At 38.4% G+C, this 15,439-nt stretch carries 18 protein-coding genes; 11 read left to right on the top strand and 7 right to left on the bottom strand.

Annotation, left to right across the window (positions count from 1 at the left end):
* The first annotated feature begins 204 nt into the window (after positions 1–204).
* From noc to MHH44_RS00470, 4 genes are all read left to right on the top strand, one after another.
* Positions 205–1,089, top strand: coding sequence for a nucleoid occlusion protein (gene noc / locus MHH44_RS00485; RefSeq protein ID WP_008408374.1), 885 nt, complete (start codon positions 205–207; stop codon positions 1,087–1,089).
* 222 nt (positions 1,090–1,311) lie between these two features.
* On the top strand, positions 1,312–2,073 hold the full coding sequence (locus tag MHH44_RS00480; RefSeq protein WP_008408372.1) for a ParA family protein: 762 nt from the start codon (positions 1,312–1,314) through the stop codon (positions 2,071–2,073).
* Positions 2,066–2,911 carry a ParB/RepB/Spo0J family partition protein gene (locus MHH44_RS00475; protein ID WP_008408369.1) on the top strand — a complete coding sequence of 282 codons (846 nt, stop codon included), beginning with the start codon at positions 2,066–2,068 and terminating at the stop codon, positions 2,909–2,911. The genes MHH44_RS00480 and MHH44_RS00475 overlap by 8 nt, the downstream gene beginning before the upstream one ends.
* A 189-nt stretch (positions 2,912–3,100) precedes the next feature.
* The gene (locus MHH44_RS00470) at positions 3,101–3,808 is read left to right on the top strand and encodes a DUF554 domain-containing protein (protein ID WP_008408367.1); all 708 of its coding nucleotides are present in this window, start codon (positions 3,101–3,103) and stop codon (positions 3,806–3,808) included.
* Here MHH44_RS00470 and yyaC read toward each other — a convergent pair.
* A complete protein-coding gene (yyaC, locus tag MHH44_RS00465) occupies positions 3,725–4,351 on the bottom strand; it encodes a spore protease YyaC (protein ID WP_008408365.1) in 627 nt (208 codons plus the stop codon). The genes MHH44_RS00470 and yyaC overlap by 84 nt on opposite strands.
* Positions 4,352–4,466: 115 nt before the next feature.
* On the opposite strand from yyaC, the gene MHH44_RS00460 reads away from it, so the two are divergent.
* The 6 genes from MHH44_RS00460 to rpsR all read left to right on the top strand — a co-directional run bounded on the left by MHH44_RS00460 (position 4,467) and on the right by rpsR (position 8,182).
* Positions 4,467–5,372: a mechanosensitive ion channel family protein gene (locus MHH44_RS00460; protein ID WP_087617924.1), complete on the top strand. Its 906-nt coding sequence runs from the start codon at positions 4,467–4,469 to the stop codon at positions 5,370–5,372.
* 3 nt (positions 5,373–5,375) lie between these two features.
* Entirely contained in the window at positions 5,376–5,576 is a 201-nt protein-coding gene (locus MHH44_RS00455) for a DUF951 domain-containing protein (protein ID WP_008408362.1), read from the top strand.
* Positions 5,577–5,704: 128 nt separating this feature from the next.
* Positions 5,705–6,805: a redox-regulated ATPase YchF gene (ychF, locus tag MHH44_RS00450; RefSeq protein ID WP_014822352.1), complete on the top strand. Its 1,101-nt coding sequence runs from the start codon at positions 5,705–5,707 to the stop codon at positions 6,803–6,805.
* Between the two features lie 209 nt (positions 6,806–7,014).
* On the top strand, positions 7,015–7,305 hold the full coding sequence (rpsF, locus tag MHH44_RS00445; protein WP_008408357.1) for a 30S ribosomal protein S6: 291 nt from the start codon (positions 7,015–7,017) through the stop codon (positions 7,303–7,305).
* A gap of 38 nt (positions 7,306–7,343) precedes the next feature.
* The gene (gene ssb, locus MHH44_RS00440; RefSeq protein WP_008408356.1) at positions 7,344–7,901 is read left to right on the top strand and encodes a single-stranded DNA-binding protein; all 558 of its coding nucleotides are present in this window, start codon (positions 7,344–7,346) and stop codon (positions 7,899–7,901) included.
* A gap of 41 nt (positions 7,902–7,942) precedes the next feature.
* Positions 7,943–8,182: a 30S ribosomal protein S18 gene (gene rpsR / locus MHH44_RS00435; protein ID WP_172954456.1), complete on the top strand. Its 240-nt coding sequence runs from the start codon at positions 7,943–7,945 to the stop codon at positions 8,180–8,182.
* Between the two features lie 155 nt (positions 8,183–8,337).
* Here rpsR and rbsB read toward each other — a convergent pair whose 3' ends face one another.
* From rbsB to MHH44_RS00405, 6 genes are read right to left on the bottom strand one after another with little or no spacing between them, the layout of a single operon-like run.
* Positions 8,338–9,276 (bottom strand): ribose ABC transporter substrate-binding protein RbsB, encoded by a 939-nt coding sequence (gene rbsB, locus MHH44_RS00430; protein ID WP_008408352.1) that lies wholly within the window; start codon positions 9,274–9,276, stop codon positions 8,338–8,340.
* Between the two features lie 15 nt (positions 9,277–9,291).
* The gene (rbsC, locus tag MHH44_RS00425) at positions 9,292–10,233 is read right to left on the bottom strand and encodes a ribose ABC transporter permease (RefSeq protein WP_008408350.1); all 942 of its coding nucleotides are present in this window, start codon (positions 10,231–10,233) and stop codon (positions 9,292–9,294) included.
* Positions 10,220–11,716: a sugar ABC transporter ATP-binding protein gene (locus MHH44_RS00420; RefSeq protein WP_008408348.1), complete on the bottom strand. Its 1,497-nt coding sequence runs from the start codon at positions 11,714–11,716 to the stop codon at positions 10,220–10,222. The genes rbsC and MHH44_RS00420 overlap by 14 nt, the downstream gene beginning before the upstream one ends.
* Positions 11,717–11,731: 15 nt before the next feature.
* A complete protein-coding gene (gene rbsD, locus MHH44_RS00415; protein WP_340735881.1) occupies positions 11,732–12,121 on the bottom strand; it encodes a D-ribose pyranase in 390 nt (129 codons plus the stop codon).
* Positions 12,118–12,996 (bottom strand): ribokinase, encoded by an 879-nt coding sequence (rbsK, locus tag MHH44_RS00410; protein WP_008408346.1) that lies wholly within the window; start codon positions 12,994–12,996, stop codon positions 12,118–12,120. Before rbsK ends, rbsD begins: the two co-directional genes overlap by 4 nt.
* The gene (locus MHH44_RS00405; RefSeq protein WP_340797523.1) at positions 12,993–13,979 is read right to left on the bottom strand and encodes a LacI family DNA-binding transcriptional regulator; all 987 of its coding nucleotides are present in this window, start codon (positions 13,977–13,979) and stop codon (positions 12,993–12,995) included. Before MHH44_RS00405 ends, rbsK begins: the two co-directional genes overlap by 4 nt.
* 500 nt (positions 13,980–14,479) lie before the next feature.
* Here MHH44_RS00405 and MHH44_RS00400 point away from each other — a divergent pair, with 500 nt between their 5' ends.
* Complete coding sequence (locus MHH44_RS00400) at positions 14,480–15,427, top strand: YybS family protein (protein WP_340797522.1); 948 nt, start codon at positions 14,480–14,482, stop codon at positions 15,425–15,427.
* Positions 15,428–15,439: the final 12 nt, after the last annotated feature.

Genomic DNA, 15,439 nt, shown 5'->3' with positions numbered 1-15,439 from the left:
TATTTATATTTATGTTTTTTTAGTGGATAGAAAAATATAAGTTTATTTTGAAATACAAATGGGTATAGACACTATTTTGTCCTATTTTAGGCGAATTCAGTCTATCACCTAAATTACTATTCATTGAACACTGTACATTTTTGATTGAATCAGAAATAATATTGTATATGAGGTAGACAGTTTCCTAAAGGTGGTGCCACACGGATGAAAAGTACTTTTTCACGTTTTTTCGGAGGCGGGAGCAAAGAGCCAGAAGTAAAAAGTGAAGTAGAAGTAATAGAGAATATCTCGATGGCTTCAGAAGAAGTAGTTAAAATTCCAATAGACAAAATCATTCCGAACCGTTATCAGCCACGTACAGTTTTTGATGATGAGAAGATTGAAGAATTAGCAAGAACGATTCATACACACGGCGTCATTCAACCAATTGTGATTCGTCCAATAAATGATGACGCGGATAAATATGAAATAATTGCCGGTGAGCGACGTTATCGAGCGATGAAATCCCTACAATGGACAGAAGTACCTGCTATTGTACGTAATTTAAATGATCGAGAAACGGCGTCTATTGCCCTTATTGAAAACCTTCAACGTGAGGAATTAACAGCAATTGAAGAAGCGCTTGCTTATCAACAATTATTAGGATTGCATCAGCTTACACAAGAAGCGCTTGCACAACGTCTTGGTAAAGGACAATCAACAGTTGCTAATAAATTGCGTTTATTAAAGTTGCCTCAATTTGTTCAGGATGCTATTTTAAATCGTGAAATTTCGGAACGTCATGCCCGAGCTTTAATTGTAATCAAAGATGAGCAATTACAAATGCAGCTCATTGCAGCGACAAAAGAGTTTGATTGGAATGTTAGACAGCTTGAAGAACAAATTCAAAAAATTCTAAATCCCGATGAGCCTGAGATAAAAAAACGTAAACCAAGCAGAAAAGCGATTAGCAAAGATGTACGTATTGCCCTTAATACGATCAAGCAGTCGTTATCAATGGTGACGAAAAGTGGAATTAATGTTAAAACGGAGGAAGAAGATACAGATGATTACTACCAAATCACTGTAAAAATTCCGAAGAAAAAATAAATTAGTGAACTGCCCGAAAGATAACGACTTTCTAGGCAGTTTTTTTAGTAGATTAGTAGAAGCAGCAAGTTTTTTGAAAATAAATTTAGTTTCATAGCATCGTTTTCTAACATTTTTTGTTAAGATAAAAGAAACAGTATTATAAAAGGAAGATTTAATCATCCAAGATTTTTAGACTTTAAAAATATACCTAAATTGAAGTGATGAAAGCAGGTGCGGATATTGGGACGTATTATTGCGATAGCCAATCAAAAAGGTGGCGTTGGAAAAACGACAACCTCTGTTAACTTAAGTGCATGTTTAGCTTTTTTAGGAAAGAAAGTATTAATAATCGATATCGACCCACAAGGTAACGCTTCAAGCGGATTAGGTGTTCGAAAAGGTGATTTGGAAAGCTGTATATACGATGTATTAATTAATGATGAAGATATTAAAGGCGTTATTCAACAAACAGATGTAGAAAACTTATATATTGTCCCTGCTACAATCTCATTGGCGGGTGCTGAAATTGAGCTTGTTTCCACAATATCGCGTGAAGTTCGACTGAAAAAGTCATTACAGGAGATTAAAAATAACTTTGATTTCATTATTATTGATTGTCCGCCATCACTTGGCTTATTAACTATTAATGCGCTGACTGCCTCCGATGCACTGATTATCCCGGTACAATGTGAATATTATGCATTAGAAGGGCTGAGTCAGTTGCTTTCCACCGTCCGCCTTGTCCAAAAGCATTTGAACAAGGAGTTAATGATTGATGGAGTGCTACTCACAATGCTGGATGCCCGTACGAATTTAGGGCTTCAAGTTATTGACGAAGTAAAGCGCTATTTCCAGGATAAAGTATATCGCTCGATTATTCCGCGTAATGTGCGGTTAAGTGAGGCACCGAGTCATGGGAAACCGGTAATTTTATATGATTCAAAATCACGCGGGGCAGAAATTTATTTAGAGTTTGCAAGGGAAGTGATTAAAAATGGTTAAAGGTTTAGGTAAAGGGATTGATGCGCTTTTTCGTGAAGAGGCCGTACATAAAGAAGACCAGGTACAGCAAATTGCAGTCGGGAAAATTTTAGCAAACCCATTTCAGCCACGTAAAATTTTTGATGAGACTGCAATCGAAGAATTAGCTAGCTCCATTCATGAACATGGTATTATTCAACCGATTGTCGTCCGTAAAAACGGAAGGAAATATGAAATTGTAGCAGGTGAACGCCGTTATCGTGCAGCGGTTAGTGCAGGTTTGACAGAAGTCCCTGTCATTGTAAAAGATTTTAACGAGCAGCAAATGATGGAAGTTGCTATTTTGGAAAACTTGCAACGCGAAGATTTAACACCAATTGAAGAAGCAGAAGCGTACAACAGTTTAATTGTGAAACTGAATTTTACACAAGATGATTTAGCGAAACGATTAGGAAAAAGTCGTCCACATATTGCCAACTTAATTCGTCTGTTGCAGTTACCGGAAGATATTCGGGACCTTGTCAACGAAGGAAAGCTTACAATGGGGCATGGGCGAGCATTGCTTGGTTTAAAAAATAAACGACGCATACCTGAAGTGGCTCATAAAGTTATAAAAGACCACCTTAATGTCCGTCAGTTGGAAAAGTATATTCAAGATTTAAATGAAGCTGTTTCACGTGAAACAAAGCCTACAAAAAAGGATATTCATACCCAGGCAACAGAATCTCAACTACGCGACTATTTTGGAACACAAGTACAAATCAAAAAAGCTAAGAACAAAGGTAAAATTGAAATCGAGTTTTATTCAGATGATGATTTGCATCGCATTTTGGAAATATTAAATATGGAACAACAATAAAAAGGTGCTGAGCGAAAAGTTTCAGCACTTTTTTTATGAACAGTTATAATATAAAAAAGACTAATACTTACCTAATACATAAAGGGAGTCTTGCCTCTGCCTCGATTCTTCAGAGGCAGTCAAATTACTATCCGTTAATAAGAGTTAAAATTGAATTTGTTGGACAGCAAATAGAAAGAGGAAAATTTCATGGTATTACTAGGTTCTCTGTTAAATGCATTATTTATCATAATCGGTGCATTGGTCGGCCGTATTTTTAAAAATATTCCAGAATCCATGCAGCAGACAGTGTTATCCATTATCGGGTTAGTTGTTGCGCTATTAGGAATTCAAATGGGACTGGAGAGTACGAATTTTATTCTCCTTATAGTCAGTTTAATCATTGGTGCGGTCATCGGTGAATGGCTCGACCTTGAAGGAAAGTTTAATCGCTTCGGTCAATGGATTGAGTCCCTTTTTGGAAAACGTGCACAAAAAGGAACGATTGCAGAGGGGTTTGTTACTGCAACGCTCATTTTTGTTATTGGTTCAATGGGAATTCTCGGTGCTCTTGATAGTGGCTTGCGCAACGATCACAATATACTCATCACTAAAGGGATTATTGATGGATTTATGTCCATTATATTAAGTTCAACTTTAGGGATCGGTGTCATATTATCAGCAATTCCTGTACTTTTATATCAAGGCTCGATTGCATTATTTGCAGGTGTTATTAGTACATATATTCCTAGTGAAGCACTGGATCTATTTATCACAGAAATGACAGCAACGGGCGGTATTATGATTATGGCAATCGGTTTGAATATTGCCGGATTAACGAAAATCCGTATAGCCAATTTGCTGCCAGCGATTTTGATGGTCGGGATACTCGTTGCGATTATTTTTCCGTTTCAGTAAGTGACGCTGCCATGCCAAAACAAGTGCTCGAACAATTTTATCACTCATAGAATACGTAACATGCAGTCTCGTATTTTGTAATACTTTAGCTTCCATAAAGCCTCCGACGTTAACAATTCCTTTTACAGAAATATTACCGATAGGGGGCAACTCTTTTTTCACGGCCTTTCCGGGATAAAGAGGGCCCTGTTGGATTAGAATAGAACCAATCGCATTTGATTCACCTAAACAAGCATCAATGGCAATAATAAAAGGTTGCTCTTTTTCATTAATCAACTGCTCGTAACGCTCTACAATATTGAGGGCATGAAGTGGTGCCTGCAAAGTTCCAACAACCGGAAATGGAAATGAGAAAGTTTGGTGCAGCTGGCTGCCGATAATAGGGCCTAATGCATCTCCTGTAGATCGGTCTGTACCGATACAGCAAAAAATAAGTTCTTCATGATCAAACGGAATCGTTTTTAAAAAGATTTCGCTCAGCTCCCAAACAGCGCTCGTCTGTTCGTAATGTACACTATAATTTTGAGGACAGGCTTGTGTCATATTATCACTCCTTTAATTTTTAAATTTAAATAGATTACTCGAGAAATAAGCTAAAATACGATATATTTATGCAGTATATTCAATTTTAAAGTTTGTTATACAAGAGGTGGTAAATTTGGAAAAAGATTTGAAATTAGATTTAGAGGAATTTGCTGAAACGGATATTAAAGGACTCGCACGCTATACGACTAAACTTTGGGAATACGTCACAAGTGCGGAATTTTTGGATAAGATCATTGTAGCCAGCGCGAAAATTCTGGCGATTATCGTTATTTCGTATCTTGTCGTTTTTATCGGCAAGAAGGTCATTCACCGAGTGTTTATGCTGCGTGTAAGAAATAATGAGCGTCGACAGCTTACGATTGTAAAGCTGCTGCAAAGCGTATTGAGCTATTTAGTGTACTTCTCCGCCATTATGGGAATTTTATCGGCTATGAATATACAAATTGCCGGGTTACTGGCAGGGGCAGGTATTGCTTCTGTCGCCATTGCCTTTGGTGCGCAAAACTTAGTGAAGGATGTTATTACAGGATTTTTCATTATTTTAGAGGATCAGTTCGGTGTAGGGGATTTTGTAAAAATTAATACGGCAGAAGGTACTGTGATGGAGATTGGTCTTCGTACAACGAAAGTGAAAGGGATAACAGGAGAGCAATTTATTATTCCAAACGGCAGTATTGTAGATGTTATCAACTATTCTATCAACAACTCAAAAGCTACGATTAATATGCAAATTCCGCTTGATGTCAATATTGAAAAAGTTCAAATGGTTATACAAAGCTATCTGGATACATTACCGGAAAAGTATGAGGAGCTTGTCACTGCTCCGGTTTTTCTAGGTGTAACGAATACGACAAGCACAGAAGCGACAATTGGTATTACGCTGGAAACATTGCCTTTACAGCAGTATTCCATTTCCCGTATTATCCGAAAAGATGTAATGGATATCCTGACTCGTAACGGCATTCCTCTTGCTGTACCGAAAATGATGTTTTATGAGCGAAATCAGGGAGGAGAATAATAGATGGAAGCAAAGCAGTACAGTCTTAATGACGTTGTGGAAATGAAAAAGCAACATCCTTGCGGCACGAACGAATGGAAAGTAATTCGATTAGGCGCCGATATTCGTATAAAATGTGAAGGTTGCGGACATAGCGTTATGATTCCACGCCGCGAGTTTGAGAAGAAAATGAAGAAAATTTTACGCCAGGCAGAAGAAGTCTAAAAGCAAAATAGACTTTTATGCGCGCAATCAATATAATAGACAAGGTTGTAAAATTTAATGGACAGAAAAATCCATAAAAGAATTAATAATAAATTTAAATGAACTGAACATAGAAAGGTTGTGTCAATATGGCATTAACAGCTGGTATTGTTGGTTTACCTAACGTAGGAAAATCGACTTTATTCAACGCAATTACAAAAGCAGGTGCACTTGCGGCTAACTATCCGTTCGCAACAATCGAACCGAATGTTGGCAGCGTAACTGTTCCGGATGAGCGTTTAGACAAATTAACAGAATTAGTAGTACCAAAGAAAACAGTTCCGACAACTTTTGAGTTTACTGATATCGCGGGTATCGTAAAAGGTGCTTCTACTGGTGAAGGTTTAGGAAACAAATTCCTTGCCCACATTCGTGAAGTGGATGCAATTTGCCAAGTTGTACGTTGTTTTGAAGATGAAAATATTACACACGTTTCAGGTACAGTAAATCCTATCGATGACATTGAAGTAATTAATTTAGAATTAATTTTAGCGGATATGGAATCAGTAGATAAACGTATTGCACGTGTAGCAAAAATGGCAAAGCAAAAAGATAAAGAAGCAATGGTAGAAGAGCCAATTCTTCAAAAGCTTAAAGACGTATTAGAAGCTGAAAAACCTGCTCGCGCGGCAGATCTATCAGATGACGAGAAAAAAGTGATCAAAGGTTTACATCTATTAACGATTAAACCAATGCTTTATGTTGCGAACGTTTCTGAGGACGAGGTAGCAGATCCATCTGAAAACAAGTATGTAAAAATGGTACAAGAATACGCAGCAGCTGAAGGCGCACAAGTAATTACTGTTTGCGCGAAAATTGAGGAAGAAATTTCTGAGTTGGAAGACGATGAGAAAAAAGAATTTTTAGCTGAATTAGGAATTGCTGAATCAGGATTAGACCAATTGATTAAAGCTTCGTACAGCCTATTAGGTTTGGCTACTTACTTTACAGCTGGTGTGCAGGAAGTTCGTGCATGGACATTCCGTAAAGGCATGAAAGCACCACAATGTGCTGGTATTATTCACTCTGACTTTGAACGCGGCTTTATCCGTGCTGAAACAGTGGCATATACGGATTTAGTAGAATACGGTTCAAAGCCAGCTGCAAAAGAAGCAGGCCGAGTACGCGCTGAAGGTAAAGAGTATGTTGTACAAGACGGCGATGTATTAGAGTTCTTATTTAACGTATAATTAGTAGACGCTTTGTGAGTATAAATATATTCTCACAAAGCGTTTATTTATATATGAAAATAAGCTATTTCCTTAATATTAAAAGACGTAGCCAGTTGCATAGAAATAACAACTATGATACAATTCATTGATGTGAGTAATAGAAGTTACTTGCTCCTTGCTCCCTATTTAGTAGGAGAGCCCAAGTCCATAAGGAGGTGCAAACACAAATGAGAAAGTACGAATTAATGTACATCATCCGCCCAAACATTGAAGAAGAAGCGAAGAAAGCTTTAGTAGAGCGTTTCCAAGAAATCTTAACTTCAAATGGTGCAGAGATCACAGAAGCAAAAGATTGGGGTAAGCGTCGTTTAGCTTACGAAATCAATGACTTCCGCGAAGGTTTCTACCAAATCGTGAAAGTTAACGCTGGTACTGAAGCTATCAACGAATACACTCGTCTAGCTAACATCAGCGAAGACATCATCCGTCACATCGCAGTACGCGAAGAAGACAAATAATTTTTAAACTTAAATGCTGAAAAAAGGAGGGTGCATTGATGATTAACCGTGTCGTATTAGTCGGAAGGCTTACAAAGGATCCAGAGCTTCGTTACACACCGAGTGGAGTTCCAATGGCACGTTTTACGATTGCCGTAAACCGTACATTTTCGAGCCAGTCGGGTGAACGCGAAGCAGATTTCATAGGCTGTATCGCCTGGAGAAAACAAGCTGAAAACTTAGCAAACTTCATGAGAAAAGGGAGTTTGATTGGTGTAGAGGGTCGTATTCAAACAGGTAGCTTTGAAGGACAAGATGGAAAGCGTGTGTATACAACAGATGTCGTTGCTGATTCAGTGCAGTTCTTAGAACCACGTGGAGGAGCTAATGCATCACAAGGTGCACCAAGCCAACAATACGGTGGAGGGCAAAATTATGGTGGTCAGCCATCTTATAATCAGCCTAACCAACAATTTGGAGGCGCGCAATCACAGGATTCTTACGGTTCTTATCAACAGCCAGCTCAAAATCAGCAAAACTATACACGTGTAGATGAAGATCCATTTGCAAACAGTAAAGGACCGATTGAAGTTTCTGAAGACGATTTACCGTTCTAAGAATTTCACATCTATAATTAAAAATTAAAAGGAGGAACACGATAATGGCACCACGTCGCGGAGGCCGCAAACGCCGTAAAGTTTGCTACTTCACTTCAAATAACATTACGCACATCGACTACAAAGATGTAGATCTTTTAAAGAAATTCATCTCTGAGCGCGGTAAAATTTTACCACGTCGCGTAACTGGTACTTCTGCTAAATACCAACGTAAACTTACATCTGCAATCAAAGTTTCACGTATTATGGCATTATTACCATTCGTAGCTGAAGAAAAATAATTTCTTAAAATGTACAGCAAAGGCTTAATTGTCTTCTGCTGTACTTTTTTTATTGTATAAAGTTTTTTATAGATCCATAAACAAAGGCTGCCACAAAACAACTTGTGACAGCCTGAGAAGTGCAACAGCCCATTTGCAGGCTGTTGCATACATTATTATTTTGTAATTAAATCAAGATTGACTGGAATAACTTCTTCAACCGTTTCACCGTTTAAATAAGCAATCGCTGTTTCCATCGCGATCTTTCCAATCTCATCAGGTTTTTGTGCAACGGTTGCAGCTAGATTTCCTGCTTTTACAGCAGCCACCGCATCGTCTGTTGCATCAAAGCCGACTACTACAATTTTCTTACCCGAAGCTGAAATTGCTTCCTGCGCACCTAATGCCATTTCGTCATTGTGTGCAAATACTGCTGTAACATCCGGATTAGACTGCAGGATATTCTCCATGACTGTTAAGCCCTCTGAACGGTTAAAGTTCGCTGTTTGCTTTGCAACGACGTCTAAGATGCCTGTTACAGCTTCATTGAACCCCTGTCCACGATCACGTGCAGCAGATGAACCTGCGACACCTTCCAACTCGACGACTTTGGCACCTTCACCAACCAACTTTGTAATATATTCTCCTGCCAGTTTTCCGCCAGCTACGTTATCAGAGGCGATATGCGATACGACTTCTCCACCTTCAGAAGAACGGTCTACCGTAATGACGGGAATATTTAAAGCATTAGCAGATTCAACAGCAGTTGCAACAGCAACAGAATCTACAGGGTTAATAATGATCAAATCAACATTTTGCTGGATTAAATCTTCAATATCGGAAGCTTGTTTAGACGCATTATCTTGAGCATCTACAATCGTTGTATTTACACCAAGTTCTCTTGCTTTTGCTTCCGCATTTTCACTTAGCGTCACGAAAAATGGATTATTTAAAGTTGAAATCGATAAACCGATTGTCAATGTATCATTACTGCCTTTTGTAGATGTGGCAGATGTTCCGAAAGAAGGTTCCAAAGAGAAGCCAGGTTTTACCGAACAAGCCGATAGCATCACAGTGGCCAAAAGTGCCATTAATAATATTAATTGTTTTTTCACGCTTATGACCTCCATCTACGCTGTTTTTTTACGGTCAATTAACACCGCGATTAAAATAACAATCCCTTTTACAACTTGCTGGAAGAATGAAGAAACGCCGATTAAGTTCAAGCCGTTATTCAATACTCCGATAATTAAGGCACCTACTAATGTACCGAAAATCCAGCCTTTACCGCCTGTTAAACTTGTCCCACCTAAAACAACTGCTGCAATTGCATCCAACTCATAAGATGTACCTGCTGTTGGCTGTGCAGAGTTTAGACGAGATGTTAAAATCAGTGCGGATAAAGCTGCTAACATACCAGTTAATGAGTATACAGCAATTTTTACACGGTCCACATTGATTCCTGATAATTTAGAAGCCGCTTCATTGCCGCCTACTGCATAAACACGGCGACCGAATGTTGTTTTATGCATAATTACATATAACGCAATGAAAGCTAGAATCATTGTACATACTGGAACTGGAATACCGAAGAAGTATCCTTTACCTAACATCTGGAATGTAATTTCATTTCCTAAGTCAGAAACAGGGCGACCATCCGTATACACTAACGTTAATCCACGGTAAATTGTCATTGTTGCCAATGTTGCGATGAATGGTGCTACTTTTCCTTTTGCAATGATGACACCATTTACAGCACCAAGAATGGCCCCTAATATTAAGGCCGCAAGAATCGTTAACACAGGATCTATTCCTGAAGCAAGCATTGTGGCAGCAACTGCTCCTGTAAGGGCTAATGTCGAGCCAACCGATAAATCGATGCCGCCGGTTAAAATAACAAAAGTCATACCGAATGCAATGAGCGCACTAATCGATACTTGACGTAAAATATTTAAAATATTATCTGTTGTCATAAAGCTTGGATTTAAAATCGTAATGACAATTACAATTAGAAATAATCCTAAGAGAGGACCTAGCTTTCCTAACATTTCTTTTGAGCTAGTTTTTAACAACTTCTTCTCCTCCTGTTGCGTAATGCATAATAGTTTCTTGTGTTAAGTCAACGTTGTCTAAAATAGCTGTTTGACGTCCTTCGTGCATGATCATTACACGGTCCGCCATACCTAACACTTCCGTTAGCTCTGAGGAAATCATTAAAATGGCTACACCTTGCTCGGCTAACTGATTCATAATCGAGTAGATTTCTTTTTTTGCACCGATATCAACACCGCGAGTCGGTTCGTCCAAGATTAAAATATCCGGTTTTGTACTTAACCATTTCGCAATAACTACTTTCTGCTGATTACCGCCGCTTAGTGAGCCGACAGCCTGTGTCGCATCACTGCAGCGAATATTTAACTGCTCAATATATTTTGCAGCATGTGATTCCTCTTGTTGTGGTTGAATAAAGCCGCTTTTTGCAATTGTTTTCAAGTTTGTTAAAAACATATTTTCCTTAATTGAAAAATCTAGTACAAGACCTTCTGTTTTACGGTCTTCCGTTACAAAGCCAATTCCGTACTTCATTGCTTGAATTGGGTTTTTAATCGACACCTTTTCCCCATGGATGAAAATATCCCCTTTGGACTTTTTAAGGTTACCGAAAATGGCCTGTGCCACTTCTGTACGGCCTGCGCCCATTAAACCTGCAAACGCTAAGATTTCCCCTTTACGAATCTGGAAGTTAATATCTTTGCATACCGCGGGACATGTTAGCCCTTTTACTTCTAAAGCAATGTCCCCAATTTTTGCATTACGGCTTGGATAACGTTCACCAAGTTCACGTCCGACCATCATTTTTACAATTTCATCAAAAGTTGTTTTTGGAATTTCACGAACACCAACATACTCACCATCACGTAAAATTGTAATACGATCACAAATTGCAAAAATCTCTTCCATACGATGTGAAATATAGACAAACGAAATACCTTTTGCTTTTAGTTCTCTAATCGTTTCAAAAAGTGTTTCAATTTCACGATCTGTAAGGGCAGCTGTCGGTTCATCCATTACGATATATTTTGCTTCTGAATTAATTGCTTTGGCAATTTCAATCAGCTGTTGTTTTCCGACAGATAGCGAACCGGCAGGCTGGCGAACATCAATATGCAAACCGAGTTTTGCTAATAGTGTCTGTGCTTCTTTATTCATTTCACGGGTACGCAGTAATCCTGTACGACCGACTGTTTTTTCTTTCCCTAAAAATAAGTTTTCCGCTACCGATAAATGCGGCAGAATATTTAATTCTTGGTGAATTACGTGAATGCCTAAACTTTCTGCGTCTTTTGCTGAAGTAAATGTATACGACTGACCGTCAACTAGCACGTCACCATTATCACGCGAGTAGATGCCGGCCAAAATTTTCATCATTGTTGATTTACCGGCACCATTCTCACCCATTAAGGCATGGATTTCCCCGTTTAACAGGGTGAACTCAACATTGTTTAAAACGACGTTTCCATTGAATGCTTTTCTTATGCCCTTCATTTCAATCATGTTCCGTCACCTACCTTAAAAAATTACGCCGCTTTGTAGCATGATATTGGCGTATGGTGTTATTTCACCTGTACGAATAATGACCTTTGCTTCGCTCGACATCTTCTTGAATTGTTCGTGGGATATATATGTAACCGGTTCCACTTTTTGCAATATAGAAGAATGAATAGTTTCGTTAGCAGTTTTTATTTCTTCGGCTAAGTAACTATGTTCTACTTTTAAATCTTCTAGAACAACTTCTAAAATCGCGTTAAATCCTGGTTCTCCCAGTTTGTATGCTAAATCGATACATGTAACACCGTCCGGAATTGGTAAGCCGCAATCGGCAATTACAATTTTGTCAGTATGACCTAAACGTGCAAATATACCGGCTAATTCCCGGTTTAAAATGCCTTGTTTTTTCATTTTGCGCCTTCCTTTCGAACAATTACATCTTCTAATTTTGGCATCCCACCTTGGGCTCCAAATTTTTCAACGGACAATGACGCTGCTATATTCGCAAAAAATACTGCTTCTTCAATCGATTGACCGTTTGTAATAGCATGTGCAAAGGCACCGTTAAATGTATCACCGGCACCTGTCGTATCGACAGCTGTTGTGTTGAACCCTTTTACATGTACATGTTTTGTCCCATCAAAGTAGCGTGCACCATCTTCACCTAATGTCACAATTAACTGATTCGGATATTTTTCCAATGCTGCTTCAACATCATCTCCAAATAGTAGGGCACATTCAGTTTCGTTCGGTGTTAAGTACTTAATATACGGCATCCATTCAATGTCGAAGTTTGCTGCTGGAGCGGGATTAAATAGTACTGGTACTTGAAGCTCTTTACATAAATTCAGGCTATACTTTATTGTTTCTACTGGAATTTCAAGCTGCATTACAACTAACTGACTATTTTCAATAACAGTTTTTGCAGAAGCAATCACTTCTGGAGATACTTTAGAGTTGGCGCCTGGTACAACGACAATACGGTTGTCCGATTCGTGGAGTAAAATATTTGCAATGCCTGTAGCACCACTTGTATTCATAACTAAGCTCGTATCTATATTTTCTTCATTCAGATTCGCACGGAGTTCCGTACCGAAGCTATCCGAGCCGACAGCGCCTAACATTTTTACTTGGCTGCCTAAACGTGCAGCTGCTACTGCCTGATTCGCACCTTTTCCGCCTGGAACCGTTGTAAATAAGCTCCCTAAAACGGTTTCCCCTTTTTTAGGGAATACATCCATTTGAACGACTAAGTCCATATTGATACTTCCAATTACCGTTATCATTTTGCAGCTTCCTTTCTTGTCGTCCCTCGCACAATTAATTGCGGATCTATATTTAATACCGTTTGTTTTATTTCTTTGCCTTCAATCTGTTCGATTAACATTGTTGCGGCTGCAGTACCCATCTTGTATAAATCCTGACCGACCGTTGTTAAAGGCGGTGATACCATCTCACCGAGCGCAATACCATCAAAGCCAACAATTTGAAGTTCTTCTGGTACGCGCTTGCCAAGCTTATGTGCAATGTGAAGTGCAGCAATGGCTAATGTATCGCTGCTTGCAAAAATACCATCAATCTGCGGATTTATTGCTAAACACTGTTCAATCGCTTTAGCAGCAACTTTAAAATCAAATGACGATGTTATAACTATTGGAGCTAATCCATGTTTATCCGTTGCTTCTAGAAACCCTGTAAGACGGTCATCCGCCGTTTTTAAACCGTGTGGACCACCTATACATAATAAATTTCTCGCACCATTTGTGAGTAAGTACTCACCCCCAAGCCTTGCTCCTTTTTGGTTATCGGTTGTCACGGTCGGGACAGTTGCATCGATTATTCGGTCAAGGGCAACAATTGGTGTATTGATGGATAGATATACAGAGGGATCTAATAAGCTTGTTGCCACAATTAAGCCGGCAACATAAGTTTGTGATAAGCGCTCTAAATATAACAATTCCTTTTCCATTTGGTCGTCTGAATTACAAAGAACAACTGTATAGCCATAAGACCATGCCATGTCTTCCACAGCACGCGCCAATTCTGGAAAATACGGATTTTTTATATCAGGAACTATAAGGCCAATAATATTGGATTGTTTTTTACTTAATGAACGTGCAACGCTGCTTGGTTTATAATCCAGCTCACGAATTGCCTGTTCAATACGTTCTGATGAATTTTTACTGACATAACCATTTTGGTTTAAGTAGCGTGATACTGTTGCTACAGAAAGATTTGCAACCTTTGCTACATCTTTAATGTTAACCATTTATCCGCCCCCTAAAACAAAATGTGTTACCGGTTACATAATATATGCTATACAATACAAATTGTCAACGAAATAGATGACATAAAGAACAGAAAAAAGGCTTTTTATACGTAGAATCTAGTTATTCAAACGAAAATTACTCCATATTAAGTTATACTAAAAAAATTATAATGACATACTATTGGTTTCTTTTGCATTTTAACCTATGGATTTCAATCCTATTTATTGGTGGTATTCCAGTATTTACATGCTCTCGCACAGTTTTGGAGGGATACAGATTTGGTAAGGAGAGGAGAAGTCAAAGGGGATATCATCATCTATACGTTTAATCATTCTTCTTGTCATGACGGTTATTTTGTTTGGGCATGCAAAAATGGTACAATAGAAACGTGAGAAAAGTTGAAAGTAGACTGGTCAAAAAGCCGACCAAATGTAATAACTATGTTTAAATAATCGTTGCATTATAAAGTCTTACGAACAACAGATAAGGAAGGTTCTCCATGCAAAATAATCAAACAAGAAAGTTGGCACATGGTGCGATGATGATTGCGCTGTTCACTGTGCTGATGGCAATCGTATTTTATATTCCATTGGCGAATATCATCGCGGCGATTATTGCTCCATTACCGATGATTTGGTATAGCGCAAACTATAATCGAAAGTCATCGCTTTTAGTCGCAGTGATTGCTGTATTTATTACCTTTTTTATAGGTGGACTGCTTTTACTACCCGCTTCATTAATCTTTGCAGCAGCAGGTGTAGCGATAGGGGATGCTATTTATCATAAAAAAAGTAAAGTATTTATGTTTATCTCAACGAGTATCGTCCTGCTGTTCACATTTGCAATTCAGTATTTAATTTCTTTGCGTTTGTTTGAAGTAGATTTTATTCGAGATTCTATCGCGCTCATGAAGACGAGCTATATGGAGTCGATTAAAATGACCGAAAATCTGACTGGACAACCTGTGCCCAAAGAAACAATGGATCTGGCGAATACTATGTTAGATACGTTGGAAATGACAATTCCGGCTTCCATTACATTTGCCATGTTATTTTTGGCATTTATTATTATTACCGTTAATTTACCGATTTTAAAGCGTTTAAAAGTAGACGTTCCAAAATTTGCGAAGTTTAGTGAATTACGTTTACCCCGAGCGGTATTATGGTATTATTTAATCGTTTTATCGGTGAATTTATTCATTCGTCCAGAGGCGGATTCGTCATTGGCTATTATCATCCTAAATATTTCGATGGTATTATGGGTATTATTAACAATACAAGGTATCTCATTTATTCATTTTGTCATTGATGTGTTTGGCTATCCGAAGTTTTTAAAAGTTTTAAGTACAATTTTGGCAATACCTCTCTATTCGTTTGTCATTTTAGTAGGTATTGTTGATTTAGGCTTTAATGCACGTAATTACATTCAAGAAAAGAGTCAGAAATGAGGAGCTGATGGG

Origin of the sequence: Solibacillus sp. FSL K6-1126, assembly GCF_038003445.1 — a bacterium.
Classification (GTDB): Bacteria; Bacillota; Bacilli; order Bacillales_A; family Planococcaceae; genus Solibacillus; species Solibacillus silvestris.
The sequence above is the reverse complement of the archived record's forward strand: the minus strand, read 5'-3'. Positions and strand labels throughout refer to the sequence as shown.

Excerpts from the sequence above, each read along its gene's own strand:
- noc (WP_008408374.1), top strand. The coding sequence starts at position 205 with ATGAAAAGTACTTTTTCACGTTTTTTCGGAGGCGGGAGCAAAGAGCCA.
- MHH44_RS00475 (WP_008408369.1), top strand. The coding sequence starts at position 2,066 with ATGGTTAAAGGTTTAGGTAAAGGGATTGATGCGCTTTTTCGTGAAGAG.
- MHH44_RS00470 (WP_008408367.1), top strand. The coding sequence starts at position 3,101 with ATGGTATTACTAGGTTCTCTGTTAAATGCATTATTTATCATAATCGGT.
- yyaC (WP_008408365.1), bottom strand. The coding sequence starts at position 4,351 with ATGACACAAGCCTGTCCTCAAAATTATAGTGTACATTACGAACAGACG.
- MHH44_RS00455 (WP_008408362.1), top strand. The coding sequence starts at position 5,376 with ATGGAAGCAAAGCAGTACAGTCTTAATGACGTTGTGGAAATGAAAAAG.
- ychF (WP_014822352.1), top strand. The coding sequence starts at position 5,705 with ATGGCATTAACAGCTGGTATTGTTGGTTTACCTAACGTAGGAAAATCG.
- rpsF (WP_008408357.1), top strand. The coding sequence starts at position 7,015 with ATGAGAAAGTACGAATTAATGTACATCATCCGCCCAAACATTGAAGAA.
- ssb (WP_008408356.1), top strand. The coding sequence starts at position 7,344 with ATGATTAACCGTGTCGTATTAGTCGGAAGGCTTACAAAGGATCCAGAG.
- MHH44_RS00420 (WP_008408348.1), bottom strand. The coding sequence starts at position 11,716 with ATGATTGAAATGAAGGGCATAAGAAAAGCATTCAATGGAAACGTCGTT.
- rbsD (WP_340735881.1), bottom strand. The coding sequence starts at position 12,121 with ATGAAAAAACAAGGCATTTTAAACCGGGAATTAGCCGGTATATTTGCA.
- rbsK (WP_008408346.1), bottom strand. The coding sequence starts at position 12,996 with ATGATAACGGTAATTGGAAGTATCAATATGGACTTAGTCGTTCAAATG.
- MHH44_RS00405 (WP_340797523.1), bottom strand. The coding sequence starts at position 13,979 with ATGGTTAACATTAAAGATGTAGCAAAGGTTGCAAATCTTTCTGTAGCA.
- MHH44_RS00400 (WP_340797522.1), top strand. The coding sequence starts at position 14,480 with ATGCAAAATAATCAAACAAGAAAGTTGGCACATGGTGCGATGATGATT.